The organism is Paenibacillus sp. NPDC056933 (assembly GCF_042674385.1).
GTDB lineage: Bacteria > Bacillota > Bacilli > Paenibacillales > Paenibacillaceae > Paenibacillus.
This window is the reverse complement of record NZ_JBHUQN010000003.1, coordinates 494,369-509,926: the sequence shown is the minus strand read 5'-3', so window position 1 is coordinate 509,926 and position 15,558 is coordinate 494,369. Positions and strand designations below refer to the sequence as shown.

General features: G+C 48.3%; 12 protein-coding genes. 11 read left to right on the top strand and 1 reads right to left on the bottom strand.

All coding sequences use genetic code 11. From position 1 onward, the window contains the following. Window positions 1-121: 121 nt before the first annotated feature. The 9 genes from ACFTRD_RS22515 to gcvPB all read left to right on the top strand — a co-directional run bounded on the left by ACFTRD_RS22515 (window position 122) and on the right by gcvPB (window position 13,239). Complete coding sequence (locus tag ACFTRD_RS22515) at window positions 122-1,870, top strand: sensor histidine kinase (protein WP_379383913.1); 1,749 nt, start codon at window positions 122-124, stop codon at window positions 1,868-1,870. Continuing rightward, complete coding sequence (locus tag ACFTRD_RS22510) at window positions 1,848-3,032, top strand: response regulator transcription factor (RefSeq protein ID WP_379383911.1); 1,185 nt, start codon at window positions 1,848-1,850, stop codon at window positions 3,030-3,032. The genes ACFTRD_RS22515 and ACFTRD_RS22510 overlap by 23 nt, the downstream gene beginning before the upstream one ends. Before the next feature lie 129 nt (window positions 3,033-3,161). Next, window positions 3,162-4,424 (top strand): ABC transporter substrate-binding protein, encoded by a 1,263-nt coding sequence (locus tag ACFTRD_RS22505; RefSeq protein ID WP_379383909.1) that lies wholly within the window; start codon window positions 3,162-3,164, stop codon window positions 4,422-4,424. A 24-nt stretch (window positions 4,425-4,448) separates the two neighbouring features. Next, complete coding sequence (locus ACFTRD_RS22500) at window positions 4,449-5,435, top strand: carbohydrate ABC transporter permease (protein ID WP_379383907.1); 987 nt, start codon at window positions 4,449-4,451, stop codon at window positions 5,433-5,435. Further along, the gene (locus ACFTRD_RS22495) at window positions 5,435-6,247 is read left to right on the top strand and encodes a carbohydrate ABC transporter permease (protein ID WP_379383905.1); all 813 of its coding nucleotides are present in this window, start codon (window positions 5,435-5,437) and stop codon (window positions 6,245-6,247) included. The genes ACFTRD_RS22500 and ACFTRD_RS22495 overlap by 1 nt, the downstream gene beginning before the upstream one ends. 31 nt (window positions 6,248-6,278) lie before the next feature. Beyond that, window positions 6,279-9,410 carry a beta-galactosidase subunit alpha gene (ebgA, locus tag ACFTRD_RS22490; RefSeq protein WP_379383903.1) on the top strand — a complete coding sequence of 1,044 codons (3,132 nt, stop codon included), beginning with the start codon at window positions 6,279-6,281 and terminating at the stop codon, window positions 9,408-9,410. Beyond that, window positions 9,403-10,185: an SDR family NAD(P)-dependent oxidoreductase gene (locus tag ACFTRD_RS22485; protein ID WP_379383901.1), complete on the top strand. Its 783-nt coding sequence runs from the start codon at window positions 9,403-9,405 to the stop codon at window positions 10,183-10,185. Before ebgA ends, ACFTRD_RS22485 begins: the two co-directional genes overlap by 8 nt. 49 nt (window positions 10,186-10,234) lie before the next feature. Then, complete coding sequence (gcvPA, locus tag ACFTRD_RS22480; RefSeq protein ID WP_379383899.1) at window positions 10,235-11,635, top strand: aminomethyl-transferring glycine dehydrogenase subunit GcvPA; 1,401 nt, start codon at window positions 10,235-10,237, stop codon at window positions 11,633-11,635. A 26-nt stretch (window positions 11,636-11,661) separates the two neighbouring features. Continuing rightward, on the top strand, window positions 11,662-13,239 hold the full coding sequence (gene gcvPB, locus ACFTRD_RS22475; protein ID WP_379383897.1) for an aminomethyl-transferring glycine dehydrogenase subunit GcvPB: 1,578 nt from the start codon (window positions 11,662-11,664) through the stop codon (window positions 13,237-13,239). A 167-nt stretch (window positions 13,240-13,406) separates the two neighbouring features. Here the strand turns inward: gcvPB and cidR are convergent, their stop codons facing one another. Further along, window positions 13,407-14,291 carry a cidABC operon transcriptional activator CidR gene (gene cidR / locus ACFTRD_RS22470; protein ID WP_379383895.1) on the bottom strand — a complete coding sequence of 295 codons (885 nt, stop codon included), beginning with the start codon at window positions 14,289-14,291 and terminating at the stop codon, window positions 13,407-13,409. 165 nt (window positions 14,292-14,456) lie between these two features. On the opposite strand from cidR, the gene ACFTRD_RS22465 reads away from it, so the two are divergent. Together ACFTRD_RS22465 and ACFTRD_RS22460 are read left to right on the top strand one after the other, a co-directional pair. Beyond that, window positions 14,457-14,828 carry a CidA/LrgA family protein gene (locus tag ACFTRD_RS22465; protein WP_379383893.1) on the top strand — a complete coding sequence of 124 codons (372 nt, stop codon included), beginning with the start codon at window positions 14,457-14,459 and terminating at the stop codon, window positions 14,826-14,828. Next, window positions 14,825-15,505, top strand: coding sequence for a CidB/LrgB family autolysis modulator (locus ACFTRD_RS22460; RefSeq protein WP_192271567.1), 681 nt, complete (start codon window positions 14,825-14,827; stop codon window positions 15,503-15,505). Before ACFTRD_RS22465 ends, ACFTRD_RS22460 begins: the two co-directional genes overlap by 4 nt. Window positions 15,506-15,558: the final 53 nt, after the last annotated feature.

Sequence of the window (15,558 nt, the reverse complement as noted above, 5' to 3'; positions counted from 1 at the left end):
AAATTTTATTTGCACACAACAATTTGAAAGCGTTACCATGAAATGATTGGATTCTTCTATAGGCTATCTGTCCATGCTAGAATGCAGGTAGATGTAGTTATAGCGAGAGGGGAAATCGTTTATGAACGTCCAATGGATCAGGCAGCTTAATAAACGCATTTTCTCTGGTTCCTATCGCAGTATACGGACCAAGCTGCTTTTCTGTTTTCTCATCGTCACTCTGATTCCTCTGCTCTCGCTTGGTGCGTTGTCATACTACCAGTCCGCCAAAATTATCAATTCCCAGTTTGGCAAATATGGTGAAAATGCTGTAGCGCAGTTGGAGCAACAAACAAGTTCATCTTTAAGCCGAATGAAACAAATGAGTGAGACGATTTACTCGTATTTGCTTGACCCCGCCCATGCAGATCTAAGAAATCAGGCACCTGTAAGCTATAGTGAAATCATTGAGAAGAATGACTTTGAAGCCCTACTCAAATCGCTGCGGACAGATCTAACCGCAGGAATCTATATCATTACTCCCTCTGGTTATTATTATGGAGAGAACAATTTGAATGTTGATAAGCTGAAAAATATTCCAGAATGGAAGACAAAACCCGCTTCTTATAAAGGAATATACTGGCTCGGCTTTTATATGCAAAATCACGCAATGAGCAGCTCAGGTGATTCGAATCTTCCCGTCCTTGGGCTCGCTGTTCCGATTCATAACTCCAACGGGACGCAAAACGGAAGTACCATACTCATAGAGGAGAATGCGCAGGAACTGATCCATATGTTCAAACTATTTGAAACAGATACGAAGTCGCATCTGACCATTAAAGCTTCGGATGGAAGGATTGTGTATGAGAGCGCCTCCACTTTTACGAAGAAGGATAGTGATATTACATGGATTCGGACCCTTGCCGTGAACCAGTGGACCATAGAAGCAAGATTGCCTGCCAAAGCCTTCTACCTATCCTCGGGCATTATTCGGTCGAATACCATTGTCGTGGCCGTTATTTCATGTCTGCTTGCTTTTGGACTCGCCTATCTGTTTTCATCAAGGTTTACAGCGCGTATTCGCACGCTAAAGGATTCTATGAAGAAGGTCAGCTTCGGTAAGCTGGATACACGGATGCCGATCGAAGGTAAAGATGAGCTAGGTAGCCTTGATATGAGTTTTAACCGGATGGTAAGCGGTGTCCAATCGCTCGTACAAGAAGTGGAACAGAGCGAACGACTCAAGAAGGAAGCGGAACTGAAGGCTTTCCATTATCAGATTAACCCCCACCTTCTGTTCAATACGTTGAATTCCATTCAGTGGAAGGCCCGTCTGGAAGGGGCTGATGATATCCGTCAGATGTTATATCACTTAACGATGGTGTTAGAAGGAAACCTGGATATATCGCAGGAACTGATTACGTTGGGCAGAGAGCTACGCATGATAGAGCATTTTCTAAAAATTCAGGAAATCAGGTACGGAAATGTGTTCAGCTATGAGCTGAATTGTGAAGACTCGCTGAAGCAGTATCTGATTCCGCGTATGACTCTGCAGCCGCTGTTTGAAAATATATTTTTCCACGGCTTCACGGATGGGATAGGTGTAATTAAGCTGGATGTCACCGTAGTAGAAAGGAATGAGCTTCTGCTGATTCTCAGGGATAATGGAGCGGGTATGACGGAAGAGAAACGGGAGCGTCTGCTTCTTCCAGATCCGAAACGTCGTGGGCGCGGAGGATTAGGCGTACAGAATGCAGACCAGAAATTCAAACTGCACTTCGGCTCACAGTACGGGCTTACGGTACATTCGACTAAGGGTGAAGGTACAGCGATTGTCATTCATTGGCCCAAAGAGGAGGAGCGCCCGGATGGATACAGCAAAGAGAATTAAGGTACTGATTGCAGATGATGAAAGTATTGTACGGAAAGGTCTACGTTCGACCGTACCTTGGGAGAAATTTGGAATGGAAGTTGTAGCTGACGCGCCCAATGGACAAAAAGCCTGGGAAGCTTTTCTGGAGCATAGGCCTGAAATTGTAATTACAGATATTGTAATGCCAGAGATGGATGGCATTGAGCTGTCTCGGAAGATAAAAGAGATGGCGGCGAAGACAAAAATAATTCTGCTCAGTTGCCACCGAGATTTTGAATACGCACAGCAGGGAATTCAACTTGGGGCATCCGGATATCTTTTGAAAACCGCTTTTGAGGACGAAGAACTTGAAGAAATGTTAAAGAAGTTCCAGCAGGAACTGTCTGTCTTCGCCCCAGCCTCTCCAAAAGACGAAGAACGAATGGAAACATTGCTCTTTGCATGGCTGAACGGGCATAGCTGTAAATTTCCAGAGGAGCTGGAGAAGCTGCATAGCGGTCAATGGCATTTTAATGGTCAGCCGCTGTTGATATATCTGATTCGAACGGCAGAATGCGGAGCAATGTGGACCGAGCTACTACAAGATGCTGGGAAGAATGAACGCAGCATGCGCGAGGGTACGATCATTCCTTATGGAGAAGAATACTGCTATTGGATCGTTCCTGATTCGCTGCGAGGGTCTGCAGACAGCCTTTTGGTAGAGAGCAAGAGCAAATTCAGTCAGCTGAAGTGGACTCGCAAAGAATCCTTGTTCCACAGCGATGATCTGAAGCAGGCGTTCCAAAACCTTCATAAAGAAGCTGAGCTAGAGAAACTGTATGGGATATCCGTAAATCAATGGCCAGATTCGATCTGGAAAGCCGTGAATTTACTATATGCTAATCCCGCAGCTGACTGGTCAGCCAGCGAACTGGCGGAAGAGGTTGGGCTCAGCCGCAGTCATTTCTCCATTCTCTTTAAGAAGGCTGTCGGCGATAGTTTCATTGCCTTCCAATATAAACGGAAACTGCGTCTTGCTTATGGCTTACTGCAGGATACACATCTAACCATGCAGGAAATTGCGGAGCGGACAGGACTTGGCGATAGCAAATATTTTAGCAAATGGTTCAAACGATGTACGGGTCAGACACCGAGCCATTACCGTGCCCAACAAAAAGACGACAGGTCCCGAACAGATTGACACCTGCTTCAATAATTCGAACAAAATCACAACAACATTCGAATAGATACACGTTTTGAACCGCTTTCATTCGAGTTACGATGAAAGCGGTTCAATTATTATAAACCTCACTGACAGGGAGCTGACAATATGAAAAAGAGAACTTCACTCATTGTGCTTGCAACGACGCTGATGGTATCTATACTGTCTGCATGCAGCGGTAACGCTGGAACAGCCAATCCGGAGAACGGCGGTTCGGATCAGACGAAGACGCTTCGTTTTGCAACCTGGGACACGGGGGACGCGCTCAAAATTGAGCAGGATATCGCCAAAAAGTTTGAAGCAGAACATCCCGGTACAAAGGTGCAGGTTGAGGCCTATGCGGACGGATTTGACCAGAAGCTTGCCGCAGGTTTTGGAGCGGGTAACCCGCCAGACGTCATGTACATGTGGGACTTCCCTACCTACCATCAATCTCTTGAACCACTGGATAGCTACGCAGAAAAGGATAAAGACCTGAAAATAGATGATTTTTACAAAGGATTGTTCAACTATGGAAAAATCGACGATAAGCTATACGGCATTCCGGCAGGCTTCACGACTCGTGTCGTCTATTATAACAAGAAGCTCTTTGATGCTGCCGGTGTACCCTATCCTAAAGACGGATGGGAATGGAGCGAATTCCAGGATATCGCTAAGAAGTTGACGGACAATTCCAAGAAGCAGTACGGCTTTGGTGCCCGTGCCGAGAATGATACGTATGACTTACAGGGCTTTGTCTGGAGTAATGGCGGCTCCTTTATTTCCCCGGATGGTAAAACCATCGAAGGCTACATGAACAGTAAAGAAACCGCTGAAGCTATCCAAATGTTTGGGGATATGGTGAAGAACGGTACCGCCGTGCTTACAGGTGGTAAAGGCCAGCAAAGCGGTGATGATATTTTTAAAGGCGGTAAGATCGCCATGTGGGAAAGCGGAATCTGGCCGCTCGAATCATTCAAACAAGCGGGAGTTGATGTAGGTACGGTCGAAATTCCTGCTTTTCCAGGCAAACCGGTTAAAGGTGTACTGGCAGAATCCGCCCTGTCTATTGCTAAAGACTCCAAGCACAAAGACCTGGCATGGGAATTCGTTAAATTTTATGTCTCTAATGAATCGATCAAAATGCGTGTTGCTGACCTGCCAGTACGACAAAGTGTTGTAAACGAACTCAAGAAGGATCAGGACCCACTCTATAAGCCTTATTACACCATGCTTGAGCGTTCAGACAATACACCTGCGTTTCTACTCAATCCGAAGTGGAATGAAGTGAACCGACAGCTGTCGGCTGCGGTGGAAGCAGTCATGCACGGCAGCAATGCCCAAGAAGCACTGAATCAGGCGGTTAAGGACAGCGAGCGATATTTGAAATAACACTTGTAGAAAGAAGGTTAGGAGATGGCTCAGACCTACCTGCAGAATACATCGGAACCGACAGCTACCCTTAAGGCCTTGAAAAAACGCAAATGGGGTGGGCTTGCGCCCTACCTCTTTATCTTCCCATGGATATTTGGATTTGTTGTTTTCACTTTAGGCCCCCTGCTGTTCTCACTGGTCATTTCATTTTTTGATTGGCCAATCGTCGGTAAGGTAACTTTTATCGGGCTAGACAACTACGTAGAGATGTTTTCGAATGATCCACTTTTTTGGAAATCTCTATTTGTAACACTGAAATTTGCAGCCCTCTTCGTTCCCCTCAATATTATAGTCGCACTCGGACTTGCGATGCTGCTAAACCAAAGGGTTAGAGGAAGCGCCATTTTCCGTACGGCATTTTATCTCCCCTCTGTCATCTCAGGTGTGGCGCTTGCTATGATCTGGTCCTGGGTATACAGCGGAGACTATGGAATTCTGAACTATTTCTTGTCTGTCCTTGGCATCCAGGGGCCCGATTGGCTGAATGATACGAACTGGTCGCTTGTTGCGATGGTCGTTGCCAGCCTCTGGGGACAAGGATCCATGATGCTTATTTTCCTGGCTGGACTTAAAGGCATTCCCAAGGACCTGTACGAATCCGCTTCAATCGACGGAGCAGGTAGAATCCGAAAGTTCTTGAGTGTAACCATTCCGATGATTACACCAACAATTCTGTTCAACCTCATCACATCGATTATTGCAGCATTCCAGCAGTTAACTCTTGCCCTGCTACTCACGGGAGGCGGGCCAATGAAATCAACCTATTTCTATGCGATGTATATGTATGAGAACGCTTTCAAATATTTTAAAATGGGTTACTCTGCCGCCAACGCCTGGTTTATGTTTCTGATCGTGCTTACCTTGACGTTTCTGGTATTCAAATCTTCGGAAGCCTGGGTGTTCTATGAAGGTGAAATGAAAAAGAATCCGCAGAAGAAGCTTAAAACCAGTAAAAGGGGGCGGGCCTGATGAAAAAAGTATTTGCTTACGTGTTGCTGATTGTATTCTCACTGCTGTTCATCGCCCCACTCTTCTGGGCGGTGACCACGGCACTGAAATCACCGCAGGAGCTTTATCTGTTTCCTCCCAAATGGATTCCGGCCGACTGGAAATTCAGTAACTTCGCAGAGGCATGGAACATCCAGCCCTTTAATTTATTTTTAAAAAACACACTGCTCGTTACGGTTTTATCCACCATAGGTCAGCTGATATCCTGTACGCTCGTCGCTTACGGCTTCGCCAGATTTCAGTTTAAAGGGCGTGATTTCCTATTTCTTGTCGTTCTGGCGACCATGATGATCCCGTGGGAAGTAACCATGATTCCGCAGTATATGGAATTCAACTATTTGGGATGGATCAACACTCTTAAACCGCTGATTATTCCGTCGTGGTTTGGCTCTGCCTATTATATCTTTTTGTTACGGCAGTTCATTATGACCCTGCCCCGTGAGCTGGATGAAGCAGCGACGATTGACGGCGCTAGTAAAATGACGGTTCTGCTCCGAATCATTGTGCCGCTAATGGGACCTTCGCTGATCCTGGTTTCCGTATTCCAGTTCATGAGTTGTTGGAATGATTATCTGGGACCGCTCATTTTCCTGAATGATCAGACAAAATATACGTTGACGCTTGGCCTATCTCAATTTAAGGGCATGTACGGTGTTGATATGCAGTCCATCATGGCCATCACCTGCTTAATTTCAATTCCGCCGCTTGCGATTTTCTTCTTCGCCCAGCGTTACATTGTCGGCGGAATTGCAACGACAGGTATTAAAGGATAGGACACACAGATAGAGGAAGGGAATGACGATCATGACTGTTATGAACATTGGGCGCGACTGGGATAACCTCAGCGTGCTGGAGAGAAACCGCGCGAAGAGTCGCTCCTATTTTATTCCTCACTCCAATAAAGAAGATGCTCTGAGCTATGACAGAGGAAGCTCTCCGTGGTTCAAATCGTTGAACGGCATTTGGAAATTCCAATTCGCTGAGGGGCCTGAGCTGGCCCCCCCGGATTTTCATCAAAATGAATACGACACCTCGGGTTGGGATGATATCCCTGTCCCTGGCCATTGGCAGTTGCAAGGCTACGGAAATCCGCATTACACGGACCTATACTACCCATTCCCTGTCGACCCTCCTCATGTACCTAATGATAATCCAACGGGTAGCTACGTAAGGGAATTCACGCTGCCAGACCATTGGGACGGAAGAGTTGTTTCACTTAAGTTTGACGGTGTAGATAGCGCATTTCATGTATGGCTGAATGGTTCGTTTGTCGGGTACAGTCAAGGCAGTCGCCTGACATCGGAATTTGATCTGACCCCTTACCTGCAGGTGGGAGTTAACCGATTGGCAGTCCGGGTTTACCAGTGGTCTGACGGTAGTTATTTGGAGGATCAGGATATGTGGTGGATGAGTGGCATTTTCCGGGATGTCTATCTGGTTTCCGAGCCTTCAGCGTTACGCATTACAGATTACCGAATCGTAACAGAGCTAGATACAGAGTTTACGAATGCGGTACTGTCGGTCCGCTTAGACCTTAATGGAGAAGAAGTTCAGGGCAAAATACAGTTGCAACTGCTGAATAAAATTGGAGCGCAGATCCTGTCTGCTGAGAAAAATGTAAACCATCCTTCAAGTGTTGAGTTCAATCTGCCTGTGGCGAAGCCTTCCTTATGGAATGCCGAATCTCCTTATTTATATCATCTGATCATTTCGGTGGTAGATTCGAAGAATCAAGTTATAGAAACGATTGCCCAACGAGTCGGGTTCCGCCGTGTGGAGGTCAGGGATGGACAGTTCTTGGTTAATGGCGCAGCGATTCTTCTCAAAGGCGTGAACCGACATGACCATCATCCAGATACGGGACGAACTGTTACGGTATCCACCATGCGCGAAGATATCCTAATGATGAAGCAGCACAACATCAATGCCGTGCGGACGGCACATTATCCAAACGACCCGCGATTCTATGATCTATGTGATGAGTATGGATTATACGTTATGGAAGAGACGGACCTGGAAACGCACGGCTTTGAGCCGCTGGGCAATATTTCACGTCTTAGCGACGACCCGGCTTGGAAGGATGCCTATGTTGACCGTATCCACCGTATGGTGGAACGCGACAAGAATCACCCTTCCGTAATTTTCTGGTCGCTTGGCAATGAATCGGGCTTCGGCTGCAATTTCCGCGCGATGTCTGAGTGGTGCAAAGCCAATGATTCCACACGACTTATTCATTATGAAGAGGACCGTGAAGCGGAAGTATGTGATGTGGTGAGCACGATGTATTCTTCCGTGGAGAAGATGGAAGGTTTCGGCCAGCTAACGGATCATCCGAAGCCACATATTCTATGCGAATTTGCTCATGCAATGGGCAATGGACCCGGAGGGTTACGGGCGTATTTTGACACATTTGATACTTATCGGCGCCTTCAAGGCGGCTTTGTCTGGGAATGGATCGATCATGGACTAAGCAAAAAATTAATCGATGGCAAGGTTGACTATGCTTACGGCGGCGATTACGGTGATGTACCGAATAACAGTAATTTTGTTATTGACGGGCTGGTTCGTCCAGACCGCACCCCCTCTCCGGGACTCATTGAATATAAGAAAATCATCGAACCCGTCAGGGTCACAATGATAGATGCAGGAAAGATTCGCGTAACAAACCGTTATGATTTCGTGACACTGGATCATCTACAGGTCCACTACAGTGTCACGGCTGATGGACGAACCGTTAACAGTGGTGTACTCGTACTTCCGCAGATTAGTCCGGGTGATAGCGCGGACGTATTGATTCCAAATTTGGATTTGACAGATCAACAGTCGATTCATTTTGAGCCGGGTACAGAGATGTGGCTGAATGTCGGATTTACGCTGGCAGCAGACTGCGCTTGGGCGGAGCAAGGGCATGAGGTAGCTTGGGCACAGTTTGCACTGCCGAGTCATTCAAGCTCAGCCACATCTTCCATATCGCAGATGTCTGTAGAGCAGAAATTGTCAGTTACCGAAGAAGGACGCGAGCTAGTCATTGCGAATGACAGTTTCCGTATTTCATTTGACCGTCTACGTGCAGGGTTTACGTCCCTTCGCCTGAACGGAAAGGAGCTCATTCAACATGGACCCCGACTCAATTTCTGGCGCGCACCGATTGATAACGATATGTATGTGCTTCCGGATTGGCGCAAAGCTTACCTTGATCGACTAACAGAGCGAATAGACAATTTTCGTTGGGAGCAGCTGGACGAAACGACAGTACGTGTTTTCTGGACTTCTCGCATAGCACCACCCGTCCACGATTGGGGCTTCCGGTGTGAAACGTCCTATACGGTAACTGCAAGTGGACTAATCATGATGGATGTGAAGGGAATGCCAGAGGGAACACCACCCGCTATGCTCCCGAAAATCGGTCTTCAGATGGAAGTGCCCGTTGATATGGACCATGTGAAATGGTATGGGCGCGGGCCGGGTGAGAGCTATTCGGATAGCCGGGAGGCCGGACGCTTTGGCGTATATCAACGCAGTGTAGATGGATTGTTCACTTCGTATATTTATCCGCAAGAGAACGGAAATCGGACAGATGTAAGGTGGATGTCAATAGCTGATGGAGCAGGAATCGGTTTGCTGGCAGCAGGAACCCCAACGCTAGATTTCAGCGCTAGACGTTACACAGATGGTGATCTGGAGAAGGCCCAGCATATGAGTGATTTGGCACCTCGAGATTTCATCACACTGAATCTGGATTACCGACAGAATGGACTGGGAAGCAACAGCTGTGGCCCAGCACAGTCCCCTGAAAATACAGTTAAGCCAGAAGCGTTCCGGTTCCGCATCTTGCTTCAGGCGTATATGGCAGAGGATAGCTCTCCTGAACGGCTGAGCCGACGCATGCGTACAGAAGCGAAGCAATATGAAATGGAGGAAGATCAACATGCTTAATACACAGGACGTTTTGAATTTATCTGGCAAGGTAGCCGTCGTTACTGGCGGAGCATCAGGCATTGGGCTGGCCACCGCTGAGCTTCTGGCGAGCTTCGGGGCACATGTTGCCTTGATTGATATCAATGAAGCTGCGGGTAACGAGGCCGTCGCCAGTATCCGTGAACAGGGCGGTCAGGCCAGCTTTTACTGCTGCAACGTGACCTCTGCCGCAGACTGCGAACGCACAGCCTCAGAGATTGAATCAGCTCTTGGAGGAATTCATGTCCTGTTCAATAACGCCGGGGTCATCCGCCGCAAAACGGTTACCGAGTTGGATGAAAGAGACTGGGATCTTGTACTGGATGTCTCACTCAAAGGCGTCTTCCTCCTCTCTAAATATGTAATTCCCATTATGGAGCAAAGCGGCGGCGGCAGCATCATTAACACAGGTTCAGGTTGGGGACTGAAAGGCGGAGACCGCGCAGCAGCTTATTGCGCAGCCAAGGCTGGCGTTGTCAACCTGACACGTGCCATGGCTATCGACCATGGCGCAGCGAACATTCGAGTCAACTGTGTTTCACCAGGGGATACGGATACACCGCTCTTGCGTGACGAAGCGAAGCAGCTACAACAAGATGAGTCAGCATTTCTGATTGCCTCTGCAGGAGGCAGACCGTTGGAGCGTCTAGGTACACCGCATGATATCGCGAATGCTGTATTGTTCCTGGCGAGTGACTTGTCCTCATGGGTAACGGGCAGTGTGCTGGTCGTAGACGGAGGCGGAATAGCTTAGGGCGGATAAGAAAGATTATTTTCCCAACATATGAACGGAGGCGTTAATTGTGGCTGACAACAGAACATATGCCCATCCCTATATTCCAAATACCGTTCCGGAGGTCCGGGACGCGATGCTGAAAGAAATTGGTTTAACATCTATGGAGCAACTCCATGATGCAATTCCTGACAGCCTGAAGCTGCAGCGGGAGATGGACCTACCGCCAACCATGAACGAGTATGAACTGCGCCGACATATTGATGGACTGCTGGCGAAGAACAAGCACAGTGCTGATTATCTTAATTTTCTGGGTGCAGGATGCTGGCAGCATTTCATCCCGGCCGTATGCGACGAGATCAATCAACGTTCTGAATTCGTGACAGCCTATGCTGGAGAGCCTTATGAAGACCATGGTCGGTTCCAGGCCCTGTTCGAGTATCAGAGCCTGCTTGCCGAACTGGTGGATATGGATGTCGTGAATGTTCCAACCTTTGACTGGGCTCAGGCGGCTTCCACCGCGATCCGCATGGCGGGACGTATTACAGGGCGCAAAATCGTACTGCTCCCTCGTTCTGTAGATCCAGATAAGGCGGCAATTATTCGTAATTACTGCACCCCGGTCATGGATCTCCAGTATGTTGACATCGATCAGGTGACAGGACGAATGGATCTAAATGATCTGCGTAACAAATTAAGTGACGATACGGCGGCGATATACTTTGAAAATCCCGGTTACCTTGGAATCATTGAGGATCAGGGAGCTGAGATATCTGAGCTGGCTCATAAGGTAAATGCTGTTTCTATTGTAGGTGTTGACCCCATATCACTTGGAGTTCTGGAGCCTCCGGGCCGTTACGGGGCGGATATCATTTGCGGAGATTTACAGCCGCTAGGTATGCATATGAACTTTGGCGGTGGGCAGGCTGGCTTCATCGCAACACGTGATGAGGAAAAGTATGTCATGGAATACCCTTCTCGACTATTTGGCATCGTGCCAACAGAGGTGGAAGGCGAATATGGCTTCGGGGATGTTGCCTACGAACGTACATCATTCGCTCTTCGGGAGAAAGGCAAGGAATCGGTAGGGACTCAGACGGCTTTATGGGGCATTACGGCAGGAGTATATCTGGCCCTCCTCGGTCCTGTCGGAATGCAGGAGGTTGGTAGCACGATTATCCAGAAATCGCATTACGCTGCGAGGCAGATATCACGAATTCCAGGTGTGTCTCTTCGCTTCGAAAGTGGCACCTTTTTCAAGGAGTTTGTTGTTGACTTTAATGACACGGGGCTAACCGTTGAGGAGATCAACCACAGATTAATGGAGACAGGGATTTTCGGAGGTAAGGATTTATCTTTATCTTATCCAGCGTGGGGTCAATGCGCGCTCTACTGCGTCACGGAAACGCATGCTCAGGCGGATTTGGACCGACTTGTCGATGCTCTTCGTTCCATTGTCAGCACATCATAATGATCATATAGAGGAGGACTAACGCCATGAAACGGATTCGCAGAGACCATAAGGTTCGTAAGTTTCACCAAGCGAAATGGGATGAGCCCGTTATCTTTGAACTTCATCGACCCGGAGAGCGGGGCGTTATCCCGCCGGGAACGGAAGCGGCTGTTTCTGCTGAAGTAGGTTGCGCGGAAGACAGCATACCGGTGTCCATGTGGCGGCGCAATGCGCCGGCTTTGCCAGAAATCGGGCAAGCCAAGGTGCTACGGCATTATCTGAGACTATCCCAGGAAACGTTGGGATCGGATATGAATGTGGAAATTGGCCAGGGAACCTGCACGATGAAATATATTCCCCGGATTAACGAAATGCTTATCCGCAATCCAAGTATGACCGAGCTTCATCCGCTACAGGATGTGGATTCTGTTCAGGGCATGCTCGAAATATTCCATAATCTCGATCTGGCAATGCGTGAGATTTCCGGTATGGATGCGTTCTCCTTTCAACCGAGCAGCGGAACCCAGGCACTTCTGGCTATGGCCTCCATCGTCCGCGCCTATCATGATTCACGCGGTGAAGGTGAGCAGCGTGATGAGATCATTACAACGATCTTCTCTCACCCTTCCCAGGCCGCTACAGCTGCCGTTAAGGGATATAAGATTATTACATTGCATCCAGACGAAGATGGGTTCCCGGACCTTGAGAAGCTGAAGAACGTTGTCTCCGAGCGGACAGCCGGATTTGTTGTAGCTAATCCGGAGGATACAGGCATCTATAACCATCGTATCCGCGAATTTACGGATGTGGTACACGAAGCTGGTGGTGTCTGCTATTATGATCAGGCTAATGCCAATGGTCTGCTCGGGATTACACGAGCGAAGGAAGCGGGTTTTGATATGTGCTTTTTCAATCTTCACAAAACCTTTGCTGCGCCCCATATGTGCGGCGGTCCTGCAACGGGAGCTCTCGGGGTGACAGACGCCCTGAAGAGTTTCATGCCTGGGCCATTAGTGGAGAAGGAAGCGGGCGGACGGTATATCTTGAAAGATCAAACTGAAGTCAGCATAGGTAAAGTGCGCAGCTTTCACGGCGTAGCCCAAACCGTACTCCGCTCCTACGCCTGGATTATGAGTCTCGGACCGGACGGTCTGAAGGATGTCGCCCAGGTGGCAGTGCTGAATAACAACTATTTATATCATAAAATTGTTCAAATACGGGGAGCGAGTGCCCCGTATGTCCAAGGACGTCGTTTAGAACAGGTCCGCTACAGCTGGAAGCAGCTCACCGATGAGACTGGAGTAACGACGGAGGATATTACGCGGAGAATGTGTGACTTCGGTCTGCATTACTGGACCTCTCATCACCCATATATTGTTCCACAGCCGTTCACATTGGAGCCAACTGAATCCTATTCCAAGGAAGACCTCGACGAATATATCCATGCGCTGGAGCATATCTCGAACGAAGCCTATACACAGCCAGATATCGTCAAATCGGCTCCGCACAGCAGCACGGTGCACCGCAACGACGAATCATCTTTGGACGATCCGAAGCAGTGGTGTATTACCTGGCGTGCGTATCTGAAGAAAACACAGCCAGAACTTCAGGAACAACATTAGCTTGTACGCAGCATATACTCCTATTGTTTATATAGAGGAACATTAATATTACTCGTTCTATAAATAAACAAAGATGACCCTCAACACGTGTTGAGGGTCATTTTAATATACACTCTATAGCTTTCATATAACGCTATAGCTTTCAGTTGGAGTCTACACCGGATTTCTTATTCGCTCAGCATGGACTGTGTGAAGCCGATCCATTCTCTGGTCGCAAAAGACAGATAGCGATCCTTCCGCCAGATCATGCCAAGCTGCCAGGGAATCACGGGCTCCACCACGGGTATAATGCGCACACGCATATGATCGACCTCACGGCATATCGTCTCTGGCAGCAATGCCACCCCCAGATTGGCCGCTACCATCGCACTAAGCAGGTCCCATTGGGAGCTCTCATACACTACCCGAGGCTGGAATCCCACATGCTGACAGGCGACGATAATTCGGTCGTGCAGCGCAAAATCCTCCCGAAACAGCACAAAAGCATCATGCTCCAGTTCACGCAGCGCGACAGAGTCTTTACCCGCAAGCGGGTGCGAAGGGTGGACAAGCAGATTCAGCTTCTCTTTCACAAAAACAAAATGATCTACCAGTTCATCCACCGTTGGCAATACGGCAACCCCAATATCCAGTGCACCACTGATAACATCGGCCTCCACTTTTTTGGCACCATCCTCGAACAACTGAATAGTCACCTGTGGATAGGCTTTGTGAAACTCACCAATAATCATCGGGAAAAAGCTGGACCCCACCATCGGAGGCAAACCGATCCGCAGATGCCCTTTCTTCAGATTCATCAGATCGTCCAGCTCGGACGACAGGCTGCGAAATGACTTTTCAATCTCCAGCGCTTGCCGGAAAAAGACATGCCCAGCATCCGTTAACGCCACCTTCTTCCCATAACGATCCAATAGGGTTACACCCAGTTCGTCTTCCAGACTTTTAACCGTTTTGCTAATCGTCGGTTGTGTAATGAACAGCACTTCGGCTGCTTTGGTGAAGCTTTGCTGCCGAGCGACTTCCAGAAAATATTGCAAATGGCGGATATCCACTGTCTGATCCCCAACTCTCATAGATAAATGGAATGATAAACATTCTTAATATGCATTTTACTCATGAAAGAATGCGATGTAAAATTTGTGATATCAAACAACGTTTCCATTCATTTTCATAAATAAATCAAAATCATCACGTTCATTATACAAGGAGGGATTGAAGTGAAGAAATGGGGCCTTGGCATTTTGCAAGTTGCGCTCTTGATGGCCTTTTCACTGCTCATGGACCAGTTGGCCCGTGCTCTCCATCTGCCTGTACCAGGTTCCATACTTGGCATGGTTGTGCTGTTCATTTTGCTTCAGACCCGGGTCGTGAAGCTGCGCTGGATCGAAATTGGCGCTGCCTGGCTGCTCGGTGAGCTATTGCTTTTTTTCATCCCGTCAGCCGTCGGCATTATGAACTACATGCCGATGCTCGAGCATGACGGACTGCAAATTTTATTTATTGTTCTGCTCAGCACATTTCTGGTCATGGCCTGCACAGGCCTGGTTGCCACCCGGATTGCCAAACGAAAGGAGCGTCACACCGGATGATTGGATTCCTCTGCCTGTTGTTAACCGTCGGTATTTACTGGGTAGCCAAACGCATGTATCGCAATCTGCCCAAGGTTTATCTGTCTCCGCTGCTGATTACGCCACTTCTTGTCGTCGGCGTGCTGCTCGCAACAGGTACGGATTATGCTGCCTACAGTAACGGCGGTAAATGGTTAAGTCTGCTGCTTCAACCTGCAACGGTGGCCTTTGCCGTACCGCTCTATACGTTTTTCCATGTACTCAAAAAGCATATCTCCGAGATCGTCTTCAGTGTCATGACAGGCTCCGTGGTGGCAGTCCTCTCTTCTGCCCTGCTCGCCAAATGGCTGCGTCTGGATTCAGGACTCATTCATAGTCTGATCCCGAGATCCATTACGACTCCAATTGCCATGAACGTATCGGCTACCATTGGCGGCATTCCGGCCGTTACGGCAGTCTTTGTCATTATGACCGGTCTGCTCGGGGCGATTATGGGTCCATCCATTGTGAAAATGCTGCGCATCGATGGCGAGATTGCACGTGGGACGCTGCTTGGAACCGGTGCCCACGGAACAGGAACATCCAAGGCATTCGAGCTCAGTTCACTGACAGGCACCATCTCCAGTATCTCCATGGTACTGGCCGCATTGTTCACATTGGCGGTTGCACCCGTGCTATCCAAACTTATTTTCCCATAAAAGATAGAATTAACCCTATTTTTTGAAATATTATTGTTGTATTAAAGCCCTTT

Bases quoted from the DNA above. Each gene is read 5' to 3' on its own strand.
- ACFTRD_RS22495 (WP_379383905.1), top strand. From the start codon at position 5,435: ATGAAAAAAGTATTTGCTTACGTGTTGCTGATTGTATTCTCACTGCTG.
- ACFTRD_RS22460 (WP_192271567.1), top strand. From the start codon at position 14,825: ATGATTGGATTCCTCTGCCTGTTGTTAACCGTCGGTATTTACTGGGTA.
- ebgA (WP_379383903.1), top strand. From the start codon at position 6,279: ATGACTGTTATGAACATTGGGCGCGACTGGGATAACCTCAGCGTGCTG.
- ACFTRD_RS22500 (WP_379383907.1), top strand. From the start codon at position 4,449: ATGGCTCAGACCTACCTGCAGAATACATCGGAACCGACAGCTACCCTT.
- ACFTRD_RS22485 (WP_379383901.1), top strand. From the start codon at position 9,403: ATGCTTAATACACAGGACGTTTTGAATTTATCTGGCAAGGTAGCCGTC.
- gcvPB (WP_379383897.1), top strand. From the start codon at position 11,662: ATGAAACGGATTCGCAGAGACCATAAGGTTCGTAAGTTTCACCAAGCG.
- ACFTRD_RS22510 (WP_379383911.1), top strand. From the start codon at position 1,848: ATGGATACAGCAAAGAGAATTAAGGTACTGATTGCAGATGATGAAAGT.
- ACFTRD_RS22515 (WP_379383913.1), top strand. From the start codon at position 122: ATGAACGTCCAATGGATCAGGCAGCTTAATAAACGCATTTTCTCTGGT.
- ACFTRD_RS22505 (WP_379383909.1), top strand. From the start codon at position 3,162: ATGAAAAAGAGAACTTCACTCATTGTGCTTGCAACGACGCTGATGGTA.